Origin of the sequence: Actinomyces denticolens (assembly GCF_002072185.1) — a bacterium.
Classification (GTDB): Bacteria; Actinomycetota; Actinomycetes; order Actinomycetales; family Actinomycetaceae; genus Actinomyces; species Actinomyces denticolens.
In genome coordinates, this window is record NZ_MVIW01000019.1 from 21,180 (window position 1) to 46,677 (window position 25,498).

19 protein-coding genes and 1 tRNA gene are annotated in these 25,498 nt (G+C 73.0%); 7 read left to right on the top strand and 13 right to left on the bottom strand.

Going from position 1 to position 25,498, the window contains the following annotated elements; genetic code table 11:
- Window positions 1–52: 52 nt before the first annotated feature.
- Window positions 53–4,804, top strand: coding sequence for an ATP-dependent RNA helicase HrpA (gene hrpA, locus B1H55_RS06910; protein ID WP_077240607.1), 4,752 nt, complete (start codon window positions 53–55; stop codon window positions 4,802–4,804).
- Between the two features lie 151 nt (window positions 4,805–4,955).
- Here hrpA and B1H55_RS06915 read toward each other — a convergent pair whose 3' ends face one another.
- The 3 genes from B1H55_RS06915 to B1H55_RS06925 all read right to left on the bottom strand — a co-directional run bounded on the left by B1H55_RS06915 (window position 4,956) and on the right by B1H55_RS06925 (window position 9,263).
- Window positions 4,956–6,428 (bottom strand): IS1096 element passenger TnpR family protein, encoded by a 1,473-nt coding sequence (locus B1H55_RS06915; RefSeq protein WP_157750250.1) that lies wholly within the window; start codon window positions 6,426–6,428, stop codon window positions 4,956–4,958.
- A 169-nt stretch (window positions 6,429–6,597) separates the two neighbouring features.
- Window positions 6,598–8,187 carry a phospholipase D-like domain-containing protein gene (locus B1H55_RS06920; protein WP_073454399.1) on the bottom strand — a complete coding sequence of 530 codons (1,590 nt, stop codon included), beginning with the start codon at window positions 8,185–8,187 and terminating at the stop codon, window positions 6,598–6,600.
- A gap of 104 nt (window positions 8,188–8,291) precedes the next feature.
- On the bottom strand, window positions 8,292–9,263 hold the full coding sequence (locus tag B1H55_RS06925; protein WP_331713088.1) for a hypothetical protein: 972 nt from the start codon (window positions 9,261–9,263) through the stop codon (window positions 8,292–8,294).
- Window positions 9,264–9,378: 115 nt separating this feature from the next.
- Here B1H55_RS06925 and B1H55_RS06930 point away from each other — a divergent pair, with 115 nt between their 5' ends.
- Window positions 9,379–9,990: a SprT-like domain-containing protein gene (locus B1H55_RS06930; protein ID WP_077240610.1), complete on the top strand. Its 612-nt coding sequence runs from the start codon at window positions 9,379–9,381 to the stop codon at window positions 9,988–9,990.
- Window positions 9,987–10,355 carry a heavy metal-binding domain-containing protein gene (locus B1H55_RS06935; protein ID WP_073454401.1) on the top strand — a complete coding sequence of 123 codons (369 nt, stop codon included), beginning with the start codon at window positions 9,987–9,989 and terminating at the stop codon, window positions 10,353–10,355. Before B1H55_RS06930 ends, B1H55_RS06935 begins: the two co-directional genes overlap by 4 nt.
- A gap of 51 nt (window positions 10,356–10,406) precedes the next feature.
- On the opposite strand, the gene B1H55_RS06940 is transcribed toward B1H55_RS06935, so the two are convergent.
- The 6 genes from B1H55_RS06940 to B1H55_RS06965 all read right to left on the bottom strand — a co-directional run bounded on the left by B1H55_RS06940 (window position 10,407) and on the right by B1H55_RS06965 (window position 15,177).
- Window positions 10,407–11,894 carry an MFS transporter gene (locus B1H55_RS06940; protein ID WP_077240611.1) on the bottom strand — a complete coding sequence of 496 codons (1,488 nt, stop codon included), beginning with the start codon at window positions 11,892–11,894 and terminating at the stop codon, window positions 10,407–10,409.
- An 84-nt stretch (window positions 11,895–11,978) separates the two neighbouring features.
- A complete protein-coding gene (gene ispD, locus B1H55_RS06945) occupies window positions 11,979–12,737 on the bottom strand; it encodes a 2-C-methyl-D-erythritol 4-phosphate cytidylyltransferase (RefSeq protein WP_073454404.1) in 759 nt (252 codons plus the stop codon).
- A gap of 56 nt (window positions 12,738–12,793) precedes the next feature.
- Window positions 12,794–13,288: a CarD family transcriptional regulator gene (locus B1H55_RS06950; protein WP_017177592.1), complete on the bottom strand. Its 495-nt coding sequence runs from the start codon at window positions 13,286–13,288 to the stop codon at window positions 12,794–12,796.
- Between the two features lie 148 nt (window positions 13,289–13,436).
- Window positions 13,437–14,174 (bottom strand): phosphoglyceromutase, encoded by a 738-nt coding sequence (locus B1H55_RS06955; RefSeq protein ID WP_077240613.1) that lies wholly within the window; start codon window positions 14,172–14,174, stop codon window positions 13,437–13,439.
- Between the two features lie 170 nt (window positions 14,175–14,344).
- The gene (locus B1H55_RS06960) at window positions 14,345–14,665 is read right to left on the bottom strand and encodes a histone-like nucleoid-structuring protein Lsr2 (protein ID WP_073454408.1); all 321 of its coding nucleotides are present in this window, start codon (window positions 14,663–14,665) and stop codon (window positions 14,345–14,347) included.
- 439 nt (window positions 14,666–15,104) lie between these two features.
- A tRNA-Thr gene (locus tag B1H55_RS06965) sits at window positions 15,105–15,177 on the bottom strand.
- A 278-nt stretch (window positions 15,178–15,455) separates the two neighbouring features.
- Between B1H55_RS06965 and B1H55_RS06970 the strand changes: the two genes are divergently transcribed.
- Window positions 15,456–16,925: an amino acid permease gene (locus B1H55_RS06970; RefSeq protein WP_073454410.1), complete on the top strand. Its 1,470-nt coding sequence runs from the start codon at window positions 15,456–15,458 to the stop codon at window positions 16,923–16,925.
- A gap of 66 nt (window positions 16,926–16,991) precedes the next feature.
- The gene (locus B1H55_RS06975; protein WP_073454446.1) at window positions 16,992–18,047 is read left to right on the top strand and encodes an asparaginase; all 1,056 of its coding nucleotides are present in this window, start codon (window positions 16,992–16,994) and stop codon (window positions 18,045–18,047) included.
- Here B1H55_RS06975 and B1H55_RS06980 read toward each other — a convergent pair.
- The gene (locus tag B1H55_RS06980) at window positions 18,031–19,674 is read right to left on the bottom strand and encodes an alpha/beta hydrolase (protein ID WP_080461655.1); all 1,644 of its coding nucleotides are present in this window, start codon (window positions 19,672–19,674) and stop codon (window positions 18,031–18,033) included. The two genes, B1H55_RS06975 and B1H55_RS06980, sit on opposite strands and share 17 nt — an antisense overlap.
- A 344-nt stretch (window positions 19,675–20,018) precedes the next feature.
- Here B1H55_RS06980 and B1H55_RS06985 point away from each other — a divergent pair, with 344 nt between their 5' ends.
- Together B1H55_RS06985 and B1H55_RS06990 are read left to right on the top strand one after the other, a co-directional pair.
- Window positions 20,019–21,215 carry a PDDEXK family nuclease gene (locus B1H55_RS06985; protein WP_077240614.1) on the top strand — a complete coding sequence of 399 codons (1,197 nt, stop codon included), beginning with the start codon at window positions 20,019–20,021 and terminating at the stop codon, window positions 21,213–21,215.
- Window positions 21,216–21,695: 480 nt separating this feature from the next.
- The gene (locus B1H55_RS06990; protein WP_077240615.1) at window positions 21,696–22,655 is read left to right on the top strand and encodes a helix-turn-helix domain-containing protein; all 960 of its coding nucleotides are present in this window, start codon (window positions 21,696–21,698) and stop codon (window positions 22,653–22,655) included.
- On the opposite strand, the gene B1H55_RS06995 is transcribed toward B1H55_RS06990, so the two are convergent.
- From B1H55_RS06995 to B1H55_RS07005, 3 genes are all read right to left on the bottom strand, one after another.
- Window positions 22,624–23,859: a DNA polymerase III subunit delta' gene (locus B1H55_RS06995; RefSeq protein WP_077240616.1), complete on the bottom strand. Its 1,236-nt coding sequence runs from the start codon at window positions 23,857–23,859 to the stop codon at window positions 22,624–22,626. The genes B1H55_RS06990 and B1H55_RS06995 overlap by 32 nt on opposite strands.
- Window positions 23,856–24,560: a dTMP kinase gene (gene tmk / locus B1H55_RS07000; protein ID WP_167370552.1), complete on the bottom strand. Its 705-nt coding sequence runs from the start codon at window positions 24,558–24,560 to the stop codon at window positions 23,856–23,858. The genes B1H55_RS06995 and tmk overlap by 4 nt, the downstream gene beginning before the upstream one ends.
- 239 nt (window positions 24,561–24,799) lie before the next feature.
- The gene (locus B1H55_RS07005; RefSeq protein ID WP_077240617.1) at window positions 24,800–25,486 is read right to left on the bottom strand and encodes a hypothetical protein; all 687 of its coding nucleotides are present in this window, start codon (window positions 25,484–25,486) and stop codon (window positions 24,800–24,802) included.
- Between the last annotated feature and the right edge of the window lie 12 nt (window positions 25,487–25,498).

Consider the following 25,498-nt stretch of genomic DNA (forward strand, 5'->3'; position numbering starts at 1 on the left):
GGGCCACCCGTCGGAGCACGGGCCCCGCCGCATGGGGGACAATGGGCGGCATATGGATACCACCAGTGCTGCCGGCGACGCCGGTGAGAGCCGCGGGCACCAGCAGGAGCGCCGCGATCGCCGCGACTCGGGCGGTCGGCGGGAGGGCAGTGGCCGGGGGTGCCGCCCCGCCCGGAAGCAGGACGGGCATGGCCGCCGGCGCCATGGGAATCGCCAGGGCAGGCGCCCCCGGCGCTCCTGGCCGGGATTCACCCCCGAGCAGCTGGCCGAGCGCGCCGCCTCCGTCCCGGCGATCGTCTACCCCGATGAGCTGCCCGTCACCGCCCGCCGCACCGAGATCGCCGAGGCCATCCAGCACAACCAGGTGGTCATCGTGGCCGGGGAGACCGGGAGCGGCAAGACCACGCAGATCCCCAAGATCTGCCTGGAGCTCGGCCGCGGCATCACCGGGATGATCGGCCACACCCAGCCCCGCCGCATCGCCGCCCGCTCCGTGGCCGAGCGCATCGCCGATGAGCTGGGCACCCGCATCTCCTCCGAGGGGATCGTCGGCTACCAGGTGCGCTTCACCGAGGAGGTCGGGGCGCGCACCCTCATCAAGCTCATGACCGACGGCATCCTCCTGGCCGAGATCCAGTCCGATCCCATGCTCACCCGCTACGACACGATCATCGTGGACGAGGCCCATGAGCGCAGTCTCAACATCGATTTCATCCTGGGCTACCTCGCCAGGCTCCTCCCGAGCCGCCCCGGTCTCAAGGTCATCATCACCTCGGCCACCATCGACTCCGAGCGCTTCGCCGAGCACTTCGGCACTGAGCGCTCGCGCCCCGACGGCGGCGGAGCGCCGGATGGCGACGCCCGCTCCGACGGCGCCGCCCCCACCCCGGCCGCGCGCGTGCCCGCCCCGGTCATCGAGGTCACGGGCCGCACCTACCCGGTCGAGATCCGTTACCGGCCCTTGAGCGCGGACGAGCCCGACGACGGCGCGGACGCAGCCGATGGCACCGGCAGAGCCCCGCGGGCCGGGCGCGCCAAGCGGCCGGAGCCCGCCCCCCGGGAGGACCGCGACCAGGTCACCGGCATCCTCGACGCCGTCGACGAGCTCCTGGCCACCGGCCCCGGCGACATCCTCGTCTTCCTCGCGGGCGAGCGGGACATCCGTGACACCGAATCGGCCCTGGCCGATCACCTCGGACCGCGCCTCGCCGTCGATGGGCGCTCACGGCTGCCCGGTGGGGTCGAGGTGGTGCCCCTGTACTCGCGCCTGAGCGCCGCCGAGCAGCACCGCGTCTTCGAGCCGCACTCGACGCGCCGGATCGTCCTGGCCACGAACGTCGCCGAGACCTCGCTGACGGTGCCCGGCATCCGCTACGTCGTCGACCCGGGCCTGGCCCGCATCTCGCGCTACTCCAACCGCACGAAGGTCCAGCGCCTGCCCATCGAGCCGATCAGCCGGGCCAGCGCCAACCAGCGCTCGGGGCGCTGCGGGCGCCTGGCCGACGGCGTCGCCATCCGCCTCTACTCCGAGGCCGATTTCGGTTCCCGCCCCGAGTACACCGAGCCGGAGATCCTGCGCACCTCGCTGGCCAGTGTCATCCTGCAAATGGCGGCCCTGGGGCTCGGCGCGGTGGAGGACTTCCCCTTCATCGATCCCCCGGACCGCCGGGCCGTGCGCGACGGCATCGCCCTGCTCGCCGAGATCGGCGCGATCGAGCCCGACGGCGCCGCACGCGCCGACGGGCCGCGCCTCACCGCCGTCGGGCGCCGCCTGGCGCGCCTGCCCATCGACCCGCGCCTGGGCCGGATGCTCCTGGAGGCCGGCGAGCTCGGCTGCGCCGGGGAGGTGCTCGTCATCGTCGCTGCCCTGTCCATCCAGGACGTCCGCGAGCGCCCGGTGGACAAGCAGGAGGCCTCCGACGCTCTGCACCGCCGCTTCGCCGACCCCACGAGTGATTTCCTCACCTACCTCAACCTGTGGCGCTACCTGCGCACGCAGTCCCGTGAGCTGTCCGGCTCGGCATTCCGGCGCATGTGCCGCGCCGAGTTCCTGCACTACCTGCGGATCCGCGAGTGGCAGGACGTCCACACCCAGCTGCGGCAGATGTCGCGGCAGCTGGGGCTCAGCCCCTCCCCCGTCGAGCTGCCGACGGCGCGCGCCATCCGCGCCGCCGGGGCGGCCCTGGAGCCCGGCTCGCACGCCGCCCAGATCGCCCACGGGGACGTGGCGGCCGCCGTCGTGGCGCTCGGGCGCAGCGCCGACACCCCCGACGCCGATGCCATCCACCGCTCGCTGCTGGTGGGGCTGCTGTCCAATGTGGGCAACTGGGATGAGCGGCGCCGGGAGTACGCCGGGGCGAGGGGCACGCGCTTCACGATCTGGCCCGGCTCGGGGCTGCGCCGCAAGACCTACGACTGGGTGATGACGGCGGAGCTGGTGGAGACGTCCCGTCTCTTCGCGCGCACCGTGGCGAAGGTCGACGAGCGGTGGATCGAGGAGGCGGCCGAGCGGGCGGGCCTGCTGCGCCGCGTCTACGGCGAGCCCTACTGGTCCACGCGCCACGGGGCCGCGATGGTCCACGAGAAGGTCATGCTCTACGGGATGACGCTCGTGGCTGACCGCCCCTCCACGCTGGCGTCGGTGGGCACGGACTCCGCGCGGCAGGTGGCCCGGGAGATGTTCATCCGCTCCGGGCTCGTCGAGGGCGGCTGGCACGCCCGGCACGGATTCGTGGAGCGCAACCGGGAGCTGCGCGAGGAGCTGGAGGATGTGGAGCGGCGGCGCCGCGAGCACGGCCTGCTGGCCAGTGACGAGGCGCTGTTCGACTTCTACGACGACCGCCTGCCCGAGGATGTCCATGGCGCCGCCGACTTCGACGCCTGGTGGAAGCGGGAGCGGGGCCGCCACCCGGATCTGCTGGACTTCACGCGCGAGCTACTGCTGCCCGGCGATGACGACGCCACGGGCTACCCGGACGCCTGGACGCAGGGGGACCTGACCCTGGGCCTGGAGTACGTCTTCGAGCCGGGGCATCCTCACGACGGTGTCACCGTGCGGGTGCCGATCGAGGTGCTGGGGCGCCTGGAGCCGAAGGGCTTCGACTGGCTCGTGCCGGGGATGCGGCCCGAGCTCGTCGTGGCCACGATCCGAGCGCTTCCCAAGCGGGTGCGCCGCCAGCTCGTCCCCGCCCCGGATGTGGGCGCGCAGGTGTGGGCGCTCCTGCAGGAGGAGTACCCGACGCCGCCCGGCGCCTCCTGCCCGGATACCCCCTTCGAGGAGGCCTTCGCGGCTGCGGTGGGGCGCCTGCGGGGCGTGGAGATCCGCGACGACGACTGGGCCGAGGCCGCCGAGCGCCTGCCCGATCACCTGTCGATCGCCTTCGTGGCGCTCGACGCGCGAGGAGGGGTTCTGGGGCGCGGCAAGGATCTCGTGGCGCTGCAGAGGCGCCTGTCGGGGCGCACGCAGGAGGCCGTGCGCTCGGCGGTGCACGGGGCGCTCGCCCAGGCGATGGAGGAGGCGCGGGCCCGCTCCGACGGGCGTGACGGATCGCGGGGCCCGGGCAAGAAGAAGGGCGGGCGCGGCACGCGCCACGGCAACCAGACCGGGAAGCGCGCCCGGAACGAGCCGAGTACTGGCGACGGCGCGAGCCCTGCCGGCATGGCGGCGCGCGGCGCCGGCTGCGCCGGACCGGCCGGCGTGAGCGCGGGGCTGGCCGAGCGGGCGGGCCTGGAGGAGTGGCCGAACGGCCTCGCCGGGCTCACCGGCCGGGATTCCTCCACGATCCCCGCCACGGTGGAGTCCACCGGCGTGGCCGGGCTCGTCGTGCGAGGCTACCCGGCCCTCGTGGCCAGTGGCGGCGCGACCCGACTGCGTCCCGGCGGGGCCGACTCGGGCGACAGCGGGGGACGCGCGCCCCAGGGGCCCTCGGCGACAGGCTCGAGCGGCAGGGTCTCGGGAAAGGGTCGCGGCGAGAAGGCGGGCGGCACCGGCGGGGGCGGCAGGCCCGCGGCCCCCGCCGCGGATCTGGTGATCCTGTCCGACGCCGTCGCCCAGGAGCGGGAGCATCCTGCCGGCGTGATCACGCTGGCGCTGGCGCGCGCGGCGCTGCCGACGGGGCGGATCACGAGCCGCTGGAGCGGCGGGGAATCGCTCATGCTGGCGGCGAGCCCCTACCGGTCCACCGAGGCGCTGGTCGCCGATCTCCAGCTGGCGGCGGCGCGCGCCGTCGCCGAGCAGTGGGCGGCCCGCACCGGCCGACGGCTCGCCGAGGTGCGCGAGAAGGCCGCTTTCGATGAGCTCGCGGGGGCGATGCGCGAAGGCCTGGAGGACGAGGTCCACAGGATCGCCCTCATCGTGGTGCGCGCGCTGGAGGCGCGGCGGGAGGTTCAGGACGCGGTGGATGCGCATACCTCGCTCGCGCTGCTGACCACGCTGCAGGAGGTGCGCGAGCAGGCCGCCGCGCTCATCGCCGATGGGTTCATCGCCGCCGCGCCCGCCAGCCGATTGCAGCACCTGCCCAGGTACCTCAAGGCACTGGCGATGAGGGTGGAGCGGGCGGCCTCCTCGCCGTCGGCGGCATCGCAGGACGCGGCCCTGGCCTACCAGGCGCGCGAGGCCCTGGCCCTGGTCGAGCGGGCGCGGGAGAGGAGCGCCGACCTCCCGCCGGACGCGGCGCGCGAGGCGGCGCTGACCGAGGCCCGATGGATGGTGGAGGAACTGCGGGTGAGCCTGTTCGCCCAGACGCTGGGGACCTCCCAGAAGGTCAGCCCCCAGCGCATCTCCAAGCTCGTCGCCACCATCTAGCCCCACCCATCGCTCCTCCCTATCACCGAGACCGGTCGAAACCGTCATCGAGACCGGTCGAAAACGCCATCGAAACCGGTGGCCGGTCCTCCGGACCGGTCTCGATCGCCACTTCGACCGGTCTCGATGGAGGCGGCGGGCCGCCTCGCCGTCAGGCCGGCCGCAGGCCCTCGGCGGCCAGCGCCGCCCGGGCCCTGCCCCAGCGCCGGTCATCACGGAAGGCGAGCCAGAGGGAATCGAGCCCCCGGTCGGCGACGGCGGCGTAGAAGGCCTCCGGCCCCCGCTCGGCGCCGCGTCTCAGGGCGCGGGCGTTGACGATCTCCTCCTCAGTCCGGCCGCCGCCCAGATGCGCGATGAAGGCCCTCCGATCGGACCACGCGGTGCCCGGATCGCTCTCATCGAGGTGGAGCCAGCGATGCCCGGGCGCGATCCCGAGCGCGGCATCGCCCTCGAGCGGCGGGGTCACCGGCCGCGTCCAGTCCCGACCGGCCCGGGTGGCGAGGATCGAGGCGGGCCAGACGACGCCGGTGTCCAGATCCAGCCAGACGCCGTCGCGCTGCCCGCCGGCGGCGACGGAGGTCACCAGCGCCCCCAGGCGCAGCGGAAGGGGCGAGCCGGCGGGGCTCTCCCCTCGCAGCCGGGCCATGATCAGCTCGGCGAGGACGTCGTCGCCGGGCCATCCGCGCAGTTCGAGCTGGGTGATGGCGGAGAGCATCGCGGCGGTCATCGGCTCGCGCAGCGCGTGGCCGGGCCCGTCGCTGGAGCGCCAGGTGCCCGCCAGGCAGGCGCCGACCTGCTGGAGGGCATGGCGGCAGTCGGCTCCGGTGATGGCGGACACGAGCGAGGGGATATCGCGCCGGGCCCGGGCCCTGCGCACCGCGTCGACGTCGACCGGCTCAGCCACCGGGGCGCCGAACTCCTCGAGGAAGGCCAGGTGCCGGGGGCGCTCCCCCCACTGCCCGCGCGGGTTCCGCGGATCCCGACGCTCCTCACGGTCCGGATGGTCCCAGCGGTCCCGGGCCTCGGCGCGCTCGGCGGCCCTGCGGGCGCGACGGCTCCGCCTCCCCTCGAGGGCCTCGGGCGCGGGGCGGGCTCCGGAGTTCCCGTCGCCGTCGGCCTCCCGGCGCCCGGCGCTCCGGCCGCGCTCGGGGTCGGGTCGAGTCCGGCCGTACTGGTCCGGGAGGTCGCCCCAGCCTCGGATGGGCTGCGGGCCGGTGATGCGCGGGCCGATGAGCTGCTCGACACTGATCTTGTCGGTGACCGTGCAGCGGTACACCCAGCGGTCGGACAGGTCGAAGACGTAGCGCATCGTGTCCCCGCGCTCCAGGAGCGGCTTGACCGTGGTGGTGCCGGGCAGGACTCGGTCGAGGATGGGCCCGCCGATGGCGGCTCGGGCGGCGAGGTCGCGATGAGGGACGTCGTCGATGACGCGGGTGCCGTCGGCGAGGGCGAATTCGTGGTGATGAGCCCGGTCCCAGCGGGCGAAGGCGAGGTCGATGGCGCGGGCGAGCTCGGCGAAGGTGGTCGACGGCGGCGCGATGAGATCGCGCCCGGGGGGCGGGTCGAGGTCGATACCGCGACCGCCCAGGAGCTCCACGGTGATGACCTGCCAGCGTCTCGCCATGGCCCTGATGCTGCCATAGCCTCGCGGAGCGCGCATGAGCCCCGGGCTGGGAAAATCCTGGAGGTCGCGCGTCTTCCCGGCGCGGGCCCCACCCACCTGCGGCGGGAAGCGGACGGCCGTCGCGATGCGCGTGATTCCGCGAGGCGCGGATCGCACGGGGCTCAGCGGCTCACAGCACCGACGACATGAGCCGGCACACGTTGTCGATGTAGCGCAGGTAGCGGGGCTCGGCGGCCCACTGCTCGGCGGTCAGCTCCTCGGAGACGGCCCGGTAGGCCTCATCGTTGGCGCGCAGGAGGTCGTCGAGGTCCCCGCCGAAGGCCAGCAGCATGACCTCGTAGTTGAGGGTGAAGCTGCGGAAATCCATGTTGGACGAGCCGATGACCGCCACCTCGCCGTCCACCGTCATGTACTTGGAGTGCAGGACGGTGGGCGGGGGGTAGCGGAAGATCCGTACCCCGGCGGCCAGCAGCGCCGGGTAGTAGGAGCGCTGGGCGTGGTTGACGATGAACTGGTCGGACTCCTTGCCGACGAACAGCTCGACCTGCACGCCCCGGTAGGCGGCCGACGTGATCGCGGCCAGCAGCGCCTCGTCGGGGATGAAGTAGGGGCTGGTGATGGACACCCGCCGGGTGGCCCCCTGGATGAGGGACAGGAACATCCGCAGGTTCGGCTCCAGGGGGTAGCCGGGCCCGGACGGCACGAGTTGCATGGCGTTGACGACGGCGCCGGGGCGCCCGGGGCGGGGCGCGGCGGAGCCCACGGTGGGCACGGGCCCCTGACCCACCTCGGGGATGGCCTCGGGCAGGGCCTCGGCGATGGTGGAGGTGGAGCGCTTGTGGACGGGCCGCGAGACACCGGGCTTGCGCTTGCGGGCCGGGCTGAGGGCGAAGACGTCGAGGAGCTCGTCGGCCTCGAAGAGCCAGTCCATGGCGAAGACGGCCTGCGCCTCGGCGACGATCGCGCCCGTGACCTCCACGGTGAGGTCCTTCCAGACGCGCCCCGCCCAGCGGTTGCGGCGCAGCAGATAGGTGGGGTCGATGATGTTGTGGGAGCCGATGAAGGCCCGCTCGTTGTCGATGATGAGGAGCTTGCGGTGATTGCGCAGGTCGGGGCGGCGCCAGCGCAGGCGGAAGGGCAGGAGGGGCATCATGAGCCACCACTCGATGCCCGCCGCGCTCAGGCGCTTGCCCAGGGTCCTCCAGCCGGGGTACTTGCGGCTGCCCAGGTGGTCGAGCAGGAGACGCACCTTGACGCCGCGGGCGGCGGCGCGCTCCAGGGCGCTGTAGAAGACGTCGGTGACGTCGTCCCAGGACTGAATGTAGCACTCGACGTTCACCGAGGTGGTGGCCTCATCGATGGCGCGGGCCATGGCGGCGTAGGTGGCCGCGGAGTCGTCGTGGAGGGCGATGACCTCCCCGGTGAGGCAGGGCAGTCCGGTCAGGCGCCGGTTCATGCGCAGGATCGACTCGAGGTGCCCGGACTCACTGGCCCCGGGCGGGGCGTCGGGCAGGTGCGCGGTGTAGCGCAGCGCCATCTCGTTGACCTCGACCTGCTGGCGGTAGCGCTTGCCGGTCACGCGCGGGCTGCCCAGGAGCAGGTAGAGGGGGAGTCCGACGACGGGCAGGAGGAAGATGAGGATGAGCCAGGCCGTCGACGACGACGGGCGGCGGTTCTCGGGGATGGTCCCCAGGGCGACGATCTTGATGACGTACTCGACGACGACCCACGCGGTGGCGAGGGAGGAGGGGAGCGTCATCAGCCTCATGGGCGCATGATGCCACGCACGGGTCCGTCGTCACCGACCCACACCGACGGGCGCCGAGGGGCACAGCCGGGGAGGGCACGGCGGGGCGGGCCGGCCTAGCCCGTGACGAGCGGGGAGCCGAAGAACGTGCGATAGTAGCCGTAGAAGTTCCAGTTCCCCCAGGTCGTGCAGTCATCCCCGCCGGAGGCCGCGGCGTCGTTGGTCAGGTAGGGGGTGTAGTCGTAGAGCCCCGCGGTGGCCTGGTTGGCGACCGTCACCTCCCCCGACCCGCAGGCGGCGTCCGGGGAGTAGGCGATCGTCGTCGGCGTCCCGGCGATGAAGGCGTAGCCGCCGGGGTCGAGGCGATAGCGCTGGAACTGCCCGGCGGCGCCGTAGAGCTGGGCGAAGAACCCGCTGAACGCCGGATCGCACTGACCGCCGTCGGGGCAGGCGTAGCCGGCGGCGGCTTCGTAGTCGTGGGCGGTGAGGCGGCTGCCGGAGGCGGTGAGGAGCCCCTGCTCCTTATGGATGAGCACGAGGAGGACCCGAGGGTTGATGCCGCAGGCCGAGGCGACGCCGGAGATGACCCGGGCGGCGCTCTGCCCGCCGGCGGCGATGTAGCCGCCGGGGCAGACATCGGAGACCTCGCGGGTCTGGGTCTCGAAGACGGCGTCGGCGAGGCACGGCGTGCCGTCGCGACCCGGGACGCAGCCCTCGTTGACCGTGGCGATGAAGGCGGCGATCTCCTCCTCGCTCATGGCATCGGAGTCGTAGAAGACCTCGTCGTCGATGATGCGGGAGGCGGTGTAGCCCGTCATGTCCGGGACGACGGGCGCAGGCCCCGCGGGCTCGGGGGTGGCGGTCGGACCGGTCCCGAGGGAGACGAGCCGGCCCTCGAGGGACAGGGCGAGGACGGCCACGAGCACCGTGATGAGGAAGGAGAGGATGAGGACGGCCAGTGGGCCGAGCCGACGACGGCGCCGCGCGGGCACGCGCGAATGGGCGCGGGCCGAGGTGCTCAGACGCTGGCCCGCGCCGCTGGGCTGGTCACGGCGGGAACCGGGGGGTGAAGGGGGCACTGGCCTCATGCTGCCATACTCGGGGCGGGGCGTTCACGTCTTCGGGGCGCCGGGCGCCGAGGGCGCCGGCCCCCGAGGGCGGCGGCCCTCCGGAGACAGCGGGGGCCGGCCGTACCCTTGGCCCGTGGATCCTCACGACGCCCTGACCCTCGCGCGCGGCCTCATGGAGGCGCACGGCGTGGGCGACTGGGAGCTGGCGCTCGACCGGGCCCGGCGCCGCGCGGGCCAGACCGATCACGCCCGGCGCCGCATCACCCTTTCGCGCCCCCTGACGGCGCTGTACTCGCCCTCCGAGGTGCGCGAGACGGTCCTGCACGAGATCGCCCACGCGCGGGTGGGGCCCGCCCATGGTCACGACGCCGTGTGGGCGGCGGAGGCCCGGCGCCTGGGCGCGAGCGGCAGGCGCCTGGTCGCGGCGGACGCGCCGAGCCTGCCCGGCCGGTGGGTGGGGATCTGCCCGGCGGGCCACACGGTCGATCGGATGCGCCGGCCCCGGCGGCCGATGTCCTGCGCGCGCTGCGGCGGGCGCTTCGACCCAGCCCATCTCATGCGCTGGGAGCTCGACGGCGTCCCCGTGGCCCCCGGCCGGATCGGCGCCGAGTACGAGCGGGCGCTGCGCCGCCTCGGCGGGGAAGCCTCCCCCGCGGGCAGTGTTGCCGCCGGGAGCGGTCTCAGGCGAGGATTGCACCGAACCGAGCCACGGGAAGCCGTCGGACCCACTGAGGAGACACGATGATCGTCACCACCACCCCCACCGTCGAGGGATACCCCGTCAGCCAGTACCTGCGCGTCGTGTGCGGGGAGACGATCGCCGGGGTCAACATGTTCAAGGACATCGCCGCGGGCTTCCGCAACATGGTGGGCGGGCGCTCGGAGTCCTACGAGCGCGAGCTCATCCAGGCCCGCGAGACCGCCCTGGCGGAGATGGTGCAGCGCGCCACCGAGCTCGGCGCCGAGGGCGTCGTCGGCGTCGATATCGACTACGAGACGCTCGGCTCGGACAACGGCATGCTCATGGTGACCGCCTCCGGCACGGCAGTGCGCTTCACCCCCGTCCAGCAGGCCTCGGCCGCGGGGGCGGCGGGCGCCGTCGGCTACTGACCCGCTGGGCCCTGCTGCCGTCCCGCGGCAGCAGGGCCCGGGCGGCCCCGGTCAGGCGAGATGCTGGAGATGGCCGTCGGGATCCTTGACCCCGGCCATGAGGACGAGCCCGGCGATGAGCACCGTCATGATGCCGAGGATCCCCCAGTAGCCGGCCCCCTGCCCCATGAGGCGCGCGCCCACCCAGATCGCCGCCCCGTACAGGGCGGGGGCGAGGAAGGACGCGGCGCGCCCCGTCGTCGCGTACAGTCCGAAGATCTCGCCCTCGCGCCCGTCCGGGATGAGTCGGGCGAGGAAGGTGCGCGAGGCCGACTGGGCCGGCCCCACGCACGCGGACAGGGCCAGGCCGAGCGCCCAGAACACCGCCTTGCCGCCGTCGTGGAGGAAGAAGACGGCGTTGCCCGCCACGACGAGGATCGCCAGTGAGCCCATGATGACCCGTCGCGGCCCGATGAGGTCGTCGAGCCTGCCGCAGGCGATCGTGGCGATGCCGGCCACCACGTTCGCGGCGACGGCGAACTGGATGACCTCGGCGTCGGAGAAGTCGAAGGTGGTGCGCGCGATGATGCCGCCGTAGGCGAAGACCCCGGCGAGCCCGTCCCGGAACACGGCCGAGGCCAGGAGGAACCGCAGGACGTTCGGGTGGGAGCGGTACAGGGAGCGCAGCGTGCGCCACAGGTGCCGGTAGGAGGCGAGGATCGACTCGCGGCGCCCGGTGCCCGCGGCCCCCGCGAGACCCCCCACGCCGGCGATGTCCCCGGGCACCACCGGCTCGGTCTCCATCTCGGGGATCTGCCTGGCGAGATCCGCCTCGGGCCCGCCCGCGGCCCGCGCCCCGGGCCGACGGCGCCGACTGGCGGCGCGGGACTGGGTGACGAGCACCGGGATCGCCGATAGCCCGAACCAGGCGGCGGCGACGAGCATGGCGACGCGGACATTGAGGCCGTCCGCACTGCTCACGCCGAACCAGCCGACCTCGGGACTGATGAGGCCGGTGTAGACCACGAGCAGCAGGACGATCCCGCCCAGGTACCCCATGCCCCAGCCGATCCCGGAGACCGCGCCGATCCGCTCCTTCGTGGTCACGTGGGACAGGAGCCCGTTGTAGTTGACGGAGGCGAGCTCGAAGAAGAGGTTGCCCACCCCCATGAGCGCGATGCCGAGCCACAGGTAGCCGGGGGCGGGTCTGACGAGGAAGAGCGCGGCGGAGACGGCCACGACCAGCGCGGTGTAGATCCCCAGGGAGGCGACGGCGCGCCCGGTGCGATCCGCCCGCTGCCCCGTGACGGGGGCGAGCAGGGCGATGAGCAGGCCCGCGATGGCCATGCCCGCGGACAGGCGCGACTGGTTGGAGGTGGTGTCCCCGAAGAGTGAGGAGACCAGGTAGGTCGCGAAGACGAAGGTCGTGATGACGGCGTTGAAGGCGGCCGAACCCCAGTCCCACAGCCCCCAGGCGAGGACGGGCCAGGTCAGGAGGCGGGGCTTGGTCTGCTGCCCGGAGGCGGTGGTCGCCCCCAGGGATGAATCAGGGGAGGGCATGCCCCGAGCCTACGGCGTGCACCCGCCGCTCCGCTCTCCCCCAGGGCACAGATGGGGCACGGTCATGTTGGGGGTTCCGCGCACCTACCCGCGCCGGGCGGACCGGCCCTCCTCGGCGAGGAGGGCCTCGGCGAGGAGGAGGTCGATGCGCGTGGTCACCTTGAGGGCGAGCGCGTCCCCGGCCACGGCCACGACATCCACGCCCATCGCCTCGACCAGTCCGGCGTCGTCGGACGCGGCGAGCGCCTCACTGCCCGCGCGCCGGGCCCCGGCGCGGTGAGCGGCCAGCAGCGTGTCGCGCGCGAAGCCCTGGGGTGTCTGGACGGCGCGCAGCCGGGCGCGGTCCGGGGTGGCGACGATCGGCTCGGCCGCCTCACCGGGCCGGACCTCCTTGATGGTGTCGGTCACCGGCATGACGGGGATGACGGCCTCGTGCCCCTCGCGCAGGGCGGTGACGACGCGCCGGATGACATCGGGGGGCGTGAGCGCACGGGCGGCGTCGTGGACGAGGATGAGGGCGGCGTCGGGCTGGGCGCGCAGGGCCGCCTCGAGACCGAGGGCGACGCTGGCCTGACGGGAGGCGGGGGATCCGGCGACCACGTCGACGGCGCCGAGATCGGTCACCTCGCGGCGGAAATCCTCGATCCGGCCCTCCGGCGCTGTGACGACGACGCGCTCGAGGGTGCCGGAGGCCAGCAGGCCCCGCACCGCGCGCCGCACGAGCGACTGCCCGGCGAGGGGGACGAGGCCCTTGGGGAGCTCGGCGCCGAGGCGGCTGCCCGAGCCGGCGGCGGTGACCACGGCGATCACCGGGGCTGGGGCGTCCGGGGCAGCGGCGGTCATGACGGGGCGCAGTCGGTCGGGCGGGGACGGCGGTGGCGCCGGCGACTCGAGCGCCGTCAGGCGGCGGCTCCGGCGGCGAGGACCTCGTCGAGGCGGCTCTCGGCCTCGTCCTCGGGGGTCTTCTGCGCCAGGGCGAGCTCGGAGACGAGGATCTGGCGGGCCTTGGAGAGCATGCGCTTCTCACCGGCGGACAGACCGCGATCGGTGTCCCGGCGGGACAGGTCCCGCACGACCTCGGCCACCTTGATGACGTCGCCGGAGGCGATCTTCTCCTGATTGGCCTTGAAGCGGCGCGACCAGTTGGTGGGCTCCTCGGTGAAGGGGGCGCGGAGGACCTCGAAGACCTTCTCCAGGCCCTTCTCGTCGACGACGTCGCGCACGCCGATGAGCTCGACGGACTCCGCGGGGACGAGGATCGTCAGATCGCCCTGGGCGACCTCGAGCTGAAGATAGGTCTTCTCCTCGCCCTTCACCTTGCGCTGACGAATATCGATGATCCGGGCCGCGCCGTGGTGGGGATAGACGACGGTCTCTCCGACTTCAAGGGTCATGGGTGAGGTCTCCAGTCAAGCAAACAGGAACCTCAGTTTACCAGTGCTCCACGGCGCGATACCGGGGGAGGTTGCTCACAGCGCGCGGCGGCGCCGGACCCACGAGGGGTCCGGCGCCGCCGCGGAGCGCACCCGGGGGGCGCTGGGCTCACTTGCCCTGGTTGGCCACGGCCGCGATCTTCGCCTCGGCCTCGGGGTCGAGGTAGCGGCCGCCCTTCTTGAGCGGCTGGAGGGTCTCCTCGTCGAGCTCGTAGACCAGCGGGATGCCGGTGGGGATGTTGACGGCGGCGATGTCGTCATCGGAGATGCCGTCGAGGTGCTTGACGATCGCGCGCAGGGAGTTGCCGTGGGCGGCGATCATGACGGTCCTGCCGGTCTTGATCTCGGGGACGATCGTGGACTCCCAGTAGGGCAGGAGCCGGGCGAGGACGTCCTTGAGGCACTCGGTGGCGGGAATCGGCTCGCCGGCGTAGCGCGGGTCGGCGTCCTGGGAGAACTCGCTGCCGAGCTCGATGGCCGGCGGCGGGACGTCGTAGGAGCGGCGCCAGAGCATGAACTGCTCCTCGCCGTACTCGTCGCGGATCTCCTTCTTGTTCTTGCCCTGGAGGGCGCCGTAGTGGCGCTCATTGAGCCGCCAGTCGCGCTCGACGGGGATCCAGTGGCGGTCCGCCGCGTCCAGGGCGAGGTTCGCCGTCATGATGGCGCGGCGCAGCATCGAGGTGAACAGCTTCTCGGGCAGGACGCCGGCCTCCTTGAGGAGCTCGCCGCCGTGGACCGCCTCGGCGCGGCCCTTCTCGGACAGGGGGACATCGACCCAACCGGTGAACAGGTTCTTCGCATTCCATTCGCTCTCGCCGTGGCGGAGCAGCACAAGGGTGTAAGCCATGGGCCTATCCTGCCAGGCGCGCGCGCCGCGCGCGAGGCCCCTGGTCCCATCCGGGTCATCCGGAACTGGGGCCAGGGGCCCGGCGGTCAGCGGCGCTCAGGAGCGAGGGCTCTCCCGAGCGGCGCGGTCATGGGTCCCCGCGCCTTCGGCGAGGCGCGCTGGGCGGTCCTTCAGTGGGCCTGGTTGTAGGCCTCGCGGATCGGGGCGGGAATGCGCCCGCGGTCCGAGACCTCCATGCCCTGACTGCGGGCCCACTCGCGGATCTTCTGGGTCTCGGCCGAGGAGCCGGCGCCCCGACGGCGGACATTGCGGCGACCGGAGACGCGACGGGCCTTGGCGGACCACTCCTCAATGGACTCGCGCAGCGCGGCGGCGTGCTCGTCGTTGAGGTCGATCTCGTAGGTCACCCCATCCAGGCCGAACGTGACCGTCTGCGATGCGGCGGACTGGTCGATATCGTCGACGAGGATGATCTGGGTCTTCTGGGCCATGGTTCACTCTTCTCTTCGTGACGTCTGAGGATTACCGAGATGAATCCCCTTGCGAACACCCTGAAGGATAATGGAGGAATACAGGCCGCGCAATATCGGCCAGGGATTCGCCTCTTCGGACTCCATGCATTTCCTCTGTGAGAAGCCTGGGAGCGGCCCGGTCCCCATCGCACGGGGATCGGATGGGACGGCGCGAGCGGGCCGGACGGCGCGGGGCGCGAGTTCCGCCCGGGCCAATAGGGCGCGAGGAAGAGGAGAGGGAGGATGGGCGCGGCGGGGGTCGGAGAAGCTCGCGGGACTCATGCCGCCCGCCGTTCGCGGGCCGAACCGCCCGGGGCGGACGGCGGTTGGGCAGCACCGGATGAGCGCCGACCGGCGGCCCGGCGACGAGAAGGCGCGACAAGAAGGCCCCGGGATCGTTGGTCCCGGGGCCTGGGCGAGCCACCTGTGGGAATCGAACCCACGACCTATTCATTACGAGTGAATCGCTCTGCCGACTGAGCTAAGGTGGCATGCCGCCAACGGCAGCGTGAGGACTCTACAGCGCCTCGCGCGCCCGGTGCAACGCGGAAGCCCCCGCCGTCCAGTGGCGCTGAGCACAGGCACGGCGTGGCGCGCGCCCGGCCCCGCGGAACGACGCGTGATGGGGCGCGGGACCGTGAGATACTGGGCATGACGCGCAACGGCGCAGGCCATGGCGCGTGCCGGCAAACGCCCACGCGCATTCCGATCGGGCCCCGCTGCCCCTGCGGCGCCGGCCAGGCCCCTCCTCCTGGAAAGGACCAGCAGCATGTCGCAGCAGACAGATCCCTCGGCCGGCGCGGCGGCCCCAGCGGCGTACGACAAGGGCGACGCCGGTTACAACAAGGAGTTGAAGAACCGCCATCTGCAGATGATCGCCATCGGGGGCTCGATCGGCACCGGCCTGTTCCTGGGTGCCGGCGGGCGCCTGGCCCAGGGCGGGGCGATCCTCATCGTCGCCTATGCGATCTGCGGCGTCTTCGCCTTCCTCATGGTGCGCGCCCTCGGCGAGCTCGCGATCCGCCGCCCCTCCTCGGGAGCCTTCGTGTCCTACGCGCGCGAGTTCCTCGGGGAGAAGGGCGCGTACATCACCGGTTGGTTCTTCTTCCTCGACTGGGCGGTGACCGTCATGGCGGACATCACCGCCGTCGCCCTCTACCTGCACTACTGGAGCGCCTTCAAGGTCGTTCCCCAGTGGGTTCTCGCACTTGTCGCGCTCGCCCTGGTCTTCGTGCTCAACATGCTCAATGTCAAGATGTTCGGCGAGGCCGAGTTCTGGTTCGCCCTCATCAAGGTGGCGGCGATCGTCTCCTTCATGCTCGTGGCCCTGTGGGCGATCGTCTCCGGCGCGGAGGTGGGCGGCCAGGCGGCGGGCCTGAGCAACATCACTGAGCACGGTGGTTTCGCCCCCGCAGGCATCGGGGTCATCTTCACCCTCACCCTCGGCGTCGTCTTCGCATTCGGGGGCACCGAGATGGTCGGCGTGGCGGCCGGTGAGGCGAAGGACGCGATCACCGTGCTGCCCAAGGCCATCAACTCGATGATCCTGAGGATCTTCGTCTTCTACGTCGGCTCCGTGCTCCTCATGGCCTTCGTCCTTCCCTACACCTCCTACTCCAAGAACGAGTCGCCTTTCGTCACCTTCTTCTCCGGCATCGGCGTCCCCCACGCCGGGGACATCATCCAGGTGGTCGTCCTGACCGCGGCGCTGTCCAGCCTCAACGCCGGGCTCTACGCCACTGGCCGCACGCTGCGCTCCATGGCGGTGGCGGGCGAGGCGCCCGGCCTCGCGGCCGGCCTCAACAAGCACCAGGTCCCCGCGGGCGCCATCGCCATCACCTCCGCGCTCGGCCTCGTGGGCGTCGCCCTCAACGCGTTCCTCGCCGAGGACGCCTTCAACATCGTCATGAACCTCGCGGGCATCGGCATCGCCGGCACCTGGGTGGCGATCCTCGTGACCCACCTGGCCTTCCTCAAGCGGGTCCAGGCCGGCCTCGAGGAGCGCCCGGCCTATCGGATGCCCGGAGCCCCCTACTCCAACTACATCGCGATCGCCTTCTTCGCGCTCATCGTCGTCGCCAATGTCCAGGAGCCCGAGGGCCGGTGGACGCTCGCCCTGTTCGGCCTCGTCATCGTCATGATGGTGGCAGGCTGGTACCGGGTGCGGGGCAGGATCCGCGGCGACCTCCTCGATCACGTCCTCGATGAGGCGACCACCGGCCCCGACGACGAGCAGTAGCCGCCCGCGACCCGGCGGATCCGGCGCCAGGGGAGCAGGAGGGCAGGAGGGCAGGAGGGCCCCATGATGAGCAACGTCCACATCATCTACACCGGCGGAACCATCGGCATGGTGGACTCCCCCCAGGGCCTCGTCCCGGGGGCGGATCTCGCCGGATGGCTCGCGGGCCTGCTCCCGCCCGATCGTCCTGCGGCGCCGGGCCTGGAGGCCCTGGGCTCCACCACGCTGACCGCCCTCGAGCCGCTCATCGACTCCTCGAACGCGACGCCGGAGTCCTGGCAGGCGATCGTCGACGAGGTGCGCGCGCACGCGTCGGGCCACCCCGATGAGCCGATCGTCGTCCTCCACGGCACGGACACCATGGCCTACACCTCGGCCGCCCTGTCCTACGCCCTGGCGGGGCTGGGGGCCCCGGTCGTCATCACGGGCTCCCAACTGCCGCTGGGGGCGGAGGGCAGCGACGCCGAGGCGAATGTCCTGGGGGCGCTGCGGGCCGCCGTCAGCGGGAGGGTGAACGGGGTCGCCCTGTTCTTCGGCGGCCTGCTCCTGGCCGGCGGCCGCGCCACGAAATCCTCCTCCTGGGACCTCATGGGCTTTGCCTCCCCGGTGGCCCCGCCGCTGTCCCGCGCTGCTTCCGACTCCGGCCCCTGGGAGTGGACCGCCGATGTCGGGGGCGCCGGATCCTCCGTCCCCTCCATCACCCGGGCCGCGCCCAGGCCCTACGCCCGGCACGACGTCGTCGTCATCGATATGGTCCCCGGCATCACCGGGGCTCGCGCGGCGGCACTGCTCGATCCCCTGCCGGAGGCGGTCATCCTGCGGGCATTCGGGGTGGGCAACGTGCCCAGTGACGAGCCGGGACTGGTCGAGGCGATCGCGCGGGCGATCAGGGCCGGGACCGCGGTCATCATCGCCTCCCAGTGCCACCAGGCCGAGGTGATCCTCGGGCACTACGCCACCGGGGACGCCATCGCGCGGGCGGGTGCCGTCGGCGCCGCCGACATGACCCTGGAGGCGGCCTACGCCAAGGCCCAGTTCCTCCTGGCGCAGGGCCTGACCGGCACGGCCCTCGCCGAGGCGATGGGGCACCCGATCGCGGGAGAGCTCAGCCCTCGCAGGTGAGGCCCTCGGCGGGCATCGTCCCCTTGAGCAGGTACTCATCCACGGCAGTGGTCACGCACTTGCCGGCGCGCCCGTAGGCCGTGTGCCCATTGCCCTTCCAGGTCAGCAACTGGCCCGAGTCGAGCTGATCGGCCAGCGACTGCGACCACTCGTAGGGCGTGGCCGGGTCCCCCGTCGTCCCGATGACCAGGATCGGGTTGGCTCCCGAGGCGTGGATCGCCTTGCGATCATTGCCCGACGGGTGCCCCCAGGCCTGGCAGGAGACGTCGGTGTACTGGAGGCTGTCGCCGAAGGTCGGGGAGGCCGCCTTGATCTCCGAGGCCTCCTGATCCCAGGAGGCGGCATCCCCCGAGACGGGGAAGTCCGCGCAGTTGATGGCGCTGATGGCCTCATCGCCGTTGCCGGAGTAGGTGCCGTCATTGCCGCGCTGCGCGGCGAGATCGGCGAAGTACAGGAGCGTGGAGCCGTCGGGCTTCCCGTCATCCGTGGTCTTGCCCATCGCCCGTGACAGGGCGAAGCTCAGCTGGGACCAGGCCTCGGACTGGTACAGGGGAACCATGATCCCGGAGATGGCCAGGGAGCGGGTCAGCGGGCGGTTATCGTCCGAGGTCGCAATCGGGTTGGCCTCCAGGGAGGCGAGGAGGTCCTGGATCTGCTTGACCCCGTCATCCGCCGAGCCCGTCAGCGGGCAGTCCGAGCCCGACTGGCAGTTCTCCACATAGGCCCGCAGCGCGTTCTCGAAGCCCTTCGCCTGGCCCAGCGCCATCTGGCCGCCGCTGATCGAGGGGTCGACGGCGCCGTCGAGGACGAATCGGCCCACGTTGCCCGGGAAGAGGTCGGCGTAGGTCGCCCCCAGGAAGGTCCCGTAGGAGTAGCCGAAATAGGTGAGGGCGGGGCTGCCCGTGACGGCGCGCAGGATGTCGAGGTCCTTGGCGGCCGAGACCGTGTCAACGTGGTCGAGCAGGGCGGCGGGCTGGGTCTTGGCCTCGCACTTGGCCTCGCGCTTGGTGGTCTCATCGGCCACGGCGGCGCGCTTCTGCTCCCCCGTGGCGTCGTCGGGAAGGCTGGAGGACTCCGTCCCGGAGCGCTCGGCGTCGAGCTCGGCATCGGTCAGGCAGTCGATCGCCGTGGAGTCCCCCACCCCGCGAGGGTCGAAGCCGATGACGTCGTAGGCGGTGATGAGGTCCTTGGAGAACTGGCTCGATGTGACCCGGGGAAGGAAGTCGACACCGGAGCCGCCCGGACCGCCCGGGTTGATGAACAGGGTGCCCGTGGCGGTGTCGGCCGAGGCCGAGCGCTTCTTCATCGCGATCTGGATCGTCTCGCCCCCCGGATCGCTGTAGTCCAGCGGCACCGTCACCCGCGCGCAGCTCATCGTGCCGGGCCCCGTGTCGCCGCCGCGCTCGGTCATGCCGTCATCCTCCTTGCACGGGTACCAGTCAACACTCTGGCTGTAGAAGGACTCCAGGCCCGCGGGGACGGAGGCGGTGGCGGCGCCGGTCGCCTGGGTGGCGTCGGAGACCGACGGGCTGCCGCAGGCCGACAGCGCCGACGCGGCGGTGAGAGCGGACAGGACCGCGAGAATCTTGATCCGACGGGGGCGGGAAGAGGCGTCAAGGATGCTCACACCACCAGCCTAAGCGCCTCCCGTCAAGCAGCACCCTCCTCCCCGAGGGGGAGAACGCCCCGGCGAGGTCATTCTGGCCGACGACGTGACGAGACGACGACGCCGAGTGGTCCGGTCCGCGGGGTTGTGGACGCGCCTTGTGGTTGTGAACGTGCAGCGGGGTTGCCAACGCGCCCCCGGAGCGCGTCGGCGACCTCGCCGCACGTCGGCGACCCCGGCCCGGCCCGCCGCGACCCCGCCGAACCCCGATCGAACCAGCGCTTGACGGCCCTGCGCGACGACCCGGGAACCACAAGCCCGCCGGAGCCGCCCTTCCCTGTGCACTGGGGGACGACGGCCCCGGAGTGGTCGGCGCCGCCGTCATCGTGGAGACCATGGTCTTCCCACAATCCGTCCCCGCCATCCCGAGCAATTCGATCGGCGCCGGCCTTCGCCCCGTGATCGCCCGCACGACCCGCGCCTCTCGCGTCCGCGAGGCCCCCGGCGGCCTGCGCCTGGCCCGGGGAGTCCTCTGGCTGCCCGAGGCCACGGCCCCCGCCTGGCAGCACCGGTACACGCTCTCCTTGGCCCGAACGGAGGCGGCGCGGCTGACACACGCGCCATCCGCTGTTCTCACGCACGCCTCCGCCGCGCTTCGCCTCGGATTGCCGATGTCGACCCGCCAGCCCGATGTCTACATCGCTGTCGCCTATGCACCAGCGGCCTCCGGGACGGCGCTTCCCCTGATCAGGATTCCGGCACGAGGTCGCCCCACCAGTGCACGGCGACCAGCGCCGGACGCGCCCGCCGTCAGGCTCTGGCGCCGCAAAGCGGTATTCGACGCCGATGACGTCGTCGTCGCCGACGGCGCCCTGGTCACGTCCCTTCTGCGCACCGCCTTCGACTGCGCCTGCGACGAGCCGGCCCACAACGCCCTCGTCATCGCGGACGCGGCGCTGCGGCTCTTCACAGGGGCCGCACGCGCGCACCCCGAGGAGGCACTGCGCCGCGCCGAGCCGGGGCGAGAGGCATGGCGGCACATGCTCGAGCATGCGGGCCGGCGCAAGGGCATCGCCACCGCGCGGGCAGTCCTGGCCATGGCCTCACCGCTGTCGGAATCGCAGCTCGAGAGCACGATCCGGTGGCTCATCGGATGGCTCGGACTGCCCCCGCCAGTCCTCCAGTACCGGATCGACACCCGCTCGGGCAGCTATTGGGTCGACCTGTGCTGGCCGGATCCGCGGCTCATCATCGAGATCGACGGACGCGGCAAGTACGACGAGCCGGCCTCCTTCTGGCGCGAGAGCGATCGACAGGAGGACATCAGCGGTCAGCGCTGGACGGTCAGGAGGATCCGCAGCGACCAGCTCCACGATCTCGCCTCACTCGCCGCGAGGATCCTGTCCTGGTTCCCGCCTGTCGTCGTCGCCGCTGCCCGTCGCCGCCCCGAGCTGGCCACGCCCGGATGGGAGCCGGCGCACGGGCTGAGGCGAGGATCGCTCCTGGCCGGGCGCCGGGGCCCCGTTGCGGGGGACGACGCCGAGTGGTCCGCGGGGCTGTGAACGCGCGATCGCCGGGGTCGCGGACGCCCCTTGTGGTTGTGAACGTGCGGCGGGGCAGCCAACGCACTCCGGGGGCGCGTCGGCAACCCCGCCGCACGTTCACAACCCCGCAGGGCGTCGAGCTCAGGCGGCAGATCGCCCTGGCGCCCGATGAGCGCCATCTGCCGGTCCTTCCCGTCGTCGGAGACCAGGTACCCCTTGGCGACCGTCGAACGGCCGCGGTACTCGAAGACGGCGACCAGCTGGTGGCGCGAGGCCGGCCGGGGAACGCTCCGGGGCCGGATCCCCTTCAGTCACAGCGCCTTGGAGCACGGGGAGGCGTCCCCACTCGGCCGGCGCCGCCGGCCCCGGCCCGATCCGCCCGTCTCCTCAGCGCCGACGGCCCGCGGGGAGGATGGCCCGGGCCCGTCAGGGGCTGCCGGGCCTGCCAGGGCTTGTCAGGGCCTGCCTGCGCGCGCCGCCCACGCGTAGCCTGACCGCATGAGCCGATCCGACGCCGTCGCGCCCCCCGCCGCTGATCCTCGCGCTCAGATCAAGGAGTTCCTCACCTCCCGCCGCGCGCGGGTGACCCCGGAGATGGTGGGGCTGCCCGTCGTCGGGGCGATCAGGCGCGTGCCCGGGCTGCGGCGGGAGGAGGTCGCCATGCTCGCCGGCGTGAGCGTCGACTACTACACGCGCCTGGAGCGCGGTTCGATGGCCGGCGCCTCCACCGAGGTCCTGGAGTCCCTGGCCGGCGCACTCCTGCTCGACGACGCAGAGCGCGAGCACCTCCTGGACCTGGCCCGCGCGGTCTCCCCCACCGGCAGGCCGCGCCGTCGCCCGAGGAAGGCCCGGCGCTCCGCCGTCCGCCCGGGCACGCAGTGGCTCCTCGACGCCATGCGCGTCCCGGCGATCGTCCGCGACGGCCTGGGCCGCTGCCTGGCCGCGAACACGATGGCGCGGGCGCTCTACTCCCCGCTGTTCGTCGACCCGATCCCCGAGATCGCCGACGACGCCCCATCCCTCACGCGCTTCATGTTCCTCGATCCGCGCGCCCGTGACTTCTTCCCGCACTGGGACACCGGCGCGGAGGACAGCGTGGCGATGCTGCGCCTGACCAGTGGGGCCGACCCCACGGAGCCGGACCTGACGGCGCTGGTCGGCGAGCTGTCCACCCGCAGCCGCGATTTCGCCGGGCTGTGGGCGCGCCACGACGTGCGCTACATCTGCCGGGGCGCCAAGGTCATCCACCACCCGGTGGTCGGCGATCTCACGCTCGCCTATGAGCCCACGGAGATGACCTCGAGCCCCGGCCTCACCCTCGTGGCCTACGCGGCCGAGCCCGGCAGCCCGAGCGCGCAGGCCCTGCGGCTGCTCAGCTCCTGGGCCGCCACCGAGCTGGTCGCCCCGGCCGAGCAGTGCGACGCGCTCAGCGCGCCTGGGGGCGCAACTGGATCATGAGGGCCTCGACGGCGAGCAGCGGCGCGGCATTGGAGCGCAGCCTCCCACGGCACTCCTCGATGGCGGCGATGCGCGCCAGCGACTGCTCGGGCCCGGTGGAGGCGGCCGCCCGCTCGATCTGCTCGGCCAGGTCGATGTTGACGCGCTCGACGTCGCTGCCCATCTGAGCGGCCAGGACGTCGCGGTAGAAGGAGAGCAGGTCGATCATGGCCCGGTCGAGCACATCGGTTCGGGCCCTCTTGGCCCGGCGCTTCTGATCCTCCTCCAGGGCGCGGATCTGGGCGCGCAGGGCGGGCGGGACGCGCCCCTCCCCCTCCAGGCCGAGGGCCCGCATGAGATCGGCGCGCTCGGCGGCGTCGCGCTCGGCCGTGCGGGCCTGGGCCTCGGCCTCGGCGCTCTCGACGAGGTCGGCGGCGGCGAGCACGGCGTCGCCCACACTGCGCAGCGTCACCGGCGCGAGCAGGAGGCGGCGACGGCGCTCCCAGGCGTCGGGGTCGGTGGCCAGGTGCCGGGCCAGTCCGATATGCGACTGACTGGCGCGGGCCGCGCGGGCGGCGAGGGCGGGATCGGCGCCGTCGCGGCGCACGAGGAGGTCGGCGACGGCGCCCGCGGGCGGAATGCGCAGCGTGATGAGCCGGCATCGCGAGCGGATGGTGGGCAGGACGTCGTCGGCGCTGGGGGTGCACAGGAGCCATACGGTCTGGGGCGGGGGCTCCTCGATGGACTTGAGCAGGACGTTCGTGGTGCGCTCGGCCATGCGATCGGCGTCCTCGACGAGGATGACGCGCCACCGGCCGGTCCAGGGGCGGCGCTGCGCCTCGCCGATGAGCTCCTTGACCTCGTCGAGGGTGATGATGAGCTTCTCGGTGGCCAGGCGGACGACGTCGGGGTGGGCGCCGCTCATGACGTCCCGGCAGGGCTTGCACTGGCCGCATCCGGGGACGGGGCCGGTGCACTGCAGCGCGGCGGCGAAGGCGAGTGCGGCGTTGGAACGGCCCGAGCCGGGCGGGCCGGTGACGAGCCAGGCGTGGGTCATGGCCGCTCCGGAGCCGGTGGGATTCGAGAGGGCCTCGGCCTGCCCGCTGCCGTCGGCGCCGCCGACCCGGGCCTCCCGCTGCTCGGCGAGGCCCCTCGCGGCCGCGGCCGCCCCGGACAGGACGGAGACGACCGCATCCTGCCCGACGACGTCGTCCCACACGCTCATGAGGCCCCCTGCGCGGTGCGGCCCATGCGCGCCGCGGCCCGGAGGAAGGCGGCGCGAGCGCCCGATGCCTCGGGGAGGAGGTCGGCGACGCGCTGATCGACATCCTCGGCGACCTCCTCGATGGTCCGTCGGGCGTCGAGGACGGCGAAGCGCTCGGGCTCGGCGGCGGCCAGGGCGAGGAACTGCTCGCGCAGGGCGGCGCGGAAGACCGCCCCCTCGCTCTCCAGGCGGTCCTTGGCGCCCCGGGCCCCGGTGCGGAGGTCGGCCACGGACGGGTCGGCGTCGAGGAGGATCGTCAGATCAGGGAGCAGGGAGTCGGTGGCCCACTCGGACAGGGACCGGATCTCGGCGGCCCCCAGCGAGCGGGCAGCGCCCTGGTAGGCGATGGAGGAGTCGAGGTAGCGGTCGGTGAGGACCACCTGACCGCGCGCCATGGCGGGCCGGATGACCTCGGCGACGTGCTGGGCGCGATCGGCGGCGTAGAGCAGGGCCTCGGCGCGCGGATCCACCGCTCCCCCGTGCAGGAGAAGGCGGCGGATCTGGGCCCCCAGCTCAGTGCCGCCGGGCTCGCGAGTGAGGCGGTAGTCGATCCTGGCGGCCGCGAGCACGGTGGCGAGGCGCTGGATCTGGGTGGTCTTGCCGACGCCGTCGCCCCCCTCGAAGGAGATGAGCGGGCCGGGTCGGTTCTGGGTGGCGGTCACGGCCCCAGGGTAGCGGCGCGCGGTCGAAGGCGCCCGGGGCGCGATCACCCCCGGCCCCGCGCGCCCTCCCCGGCGTGGCGGCCCCCTGCGGACCCGCGCGGCCCCGCCGTCCCGGATGATGGGGACGACGGGGCGGCGCGAGGCCGTGCGGGGCCGTGCGAGGCTGTGCGGGGGTTGTGCGGACCCGTGCCGGGCAGCGGATCCCTGCCCGCCACCGCCCGCCGCTCCGGGCGGCGGGACTACTTCCTGGTGGTGACGCTCCCGGTCCCCTCATCGGTGATCACGGGATCAGCGCCCTCATAGACCACGGAGGAGCCCACCGAGCTCGTGCCGAAGGAGACCGAGCCGACGCTCCCGGCGCACACCGTGTCCCCCGTGCCGTTCATGACGAGGCTGTCCACGGCGTCGACGTAGACCACCACGCCCACGCCCTCGACGGTCAGCGTCTCCGCCTTGCCCGTGATGCGCTTGACACCGCCGGTGTCGTTGATCCACATGGTGCGGCTCGCCGCCTGGACGTTGACCCCGCTCTCCCCCATGGCTGCGCACAGGCCGCTCGCCGTGCCGTCCTCACCGGGGGAGGCGGCGGTCGAATCGGCGCCACTCGCGCCCGGGCCTCCCGCGCCGCCCTGACCGGCCGTCGGCCGGTCGGAGGAGGCGACGTCGCCGGCCCTGGCCAGTCCGCCGCCGGCCGTGCCGGAGGGGGCCGGGGCCGCTGCGGACCGAGTGGGAGCGGTGCTGCCCTCCGCCGTCGGCGCGGCGCTCGCCGCGGGCGCTCCCGTCTCATCGGCCCCATGGTCCTTACTGGACTTCAGGCTCAGCGCGCAGCCGGTGGTCGAGGCGAGGGCCAGGGCGAGGGCCGCGAGCGCGGCCGCGCGGACCGCGCCCGTTCGGCGGCGGAGGAGCTGGGACTCGGGACTATTCACGGTTCGGTTCTC

Bases quoted from the DNA above. Each gene is read 5' to 3' on its own strand.
- hrpA (WP_077240607.1), top strand. From the start codon at position 53: ATGGATACCACCAGTGCTGCCGGCGACGCCGGTGAGAGCCGCGGGCAC.
- B1H55_RS06915 (WP_157750250.1), bottom strand. From the start codon at position 6,428: ATGGCGAGACGCTGGCAGGTCATCACCGTGGAGCTCCTGGGCGGTCGC.
- B1H55_RS06920 (WP_073454399.1), bottom strand. From the start codon at position 8,187: ATGACGCTCCCCTCCTCCCTCGCCACCGCGTGGGTCGTCGTCGAGTAC.
- B1H55_RS06925 (WP_331713088.1), bottom strand. From the start codon at position 9,263: ATGAGGCCAGTGCCCCCTTCACCCCCCGGTTCCCGCCGTGACCAGCCC.
- B1H55_RS06935 (WP_073454401.1), top strand. From the start codon at position 9,987: ATGATCGTCACCACCACCCCCACCGTCGAGGGATACCCCGTCAGCCAG.
- B1H55_RS06940 (WP_077240611.1), bottom strand. From the start codon at position 11,894: ATGCCCTCCCCTGATTCATCCCTGGGGGCGACCACCGCCTCCGGGCAG.
- ispD (WP_073454404.1), bottom strand. From the start codon at position 12,737: ATGACCGCCGCTGCCCCGGACGCCCCAGCCCCGGTGATCGCCGTGGTC.
- B1H55_RS06950 (WP_017177592.1), bottom strand. From the start codon at position 13,288: ATGACCCTTGAAGTCGGAGAGACCGTCGTCTATCCCCACCACGGCGCG.
- B1H55_RS06955 (WP_077240613.1), bottom strand. From the start codon at position 14,174: ATGGCTTACACCCTTGTGCTGCTCCGCCACGGCGAGAGCGAATGGAAT.
- B1H55_RS06960 (WP_073454408.1), bottom strand. From the start codon at position 14,665: ATGGCCCAGAAGACCCAGATCATCCTCGTCGACGATATCGACCAGTCC.
- B1H55_RS06970 (WP_073454410.1), top strand. From the start codon at position 15,456: ATGTCGCAGCAGACAGATCCCTCGGCCGGCGCGGCGGCCCCAGCGGCG.
- B1H55_RS06975 (WP_073454446.1), top strand. From the start codon at position 16,992: ATGAGCAACGTCCACATCATCTACACCGGCGGAACCATCGGCATGGTG.
- B1H55_RS06990 (WP_077240615.1), top strand. From the start codon at position 21,696: ATGAGCCGATCCGACGCCGTCGCGCCCCCCGCCGCTGATCCTCGCGCT.
- B1H55_RS06995 (WP_077240616.1), bottom strand. From the start codon at position 23,859: ATGAGCGTGTGGGACGACGTCGTCGGGCAGGATGCGGTCGTCTCCGTC.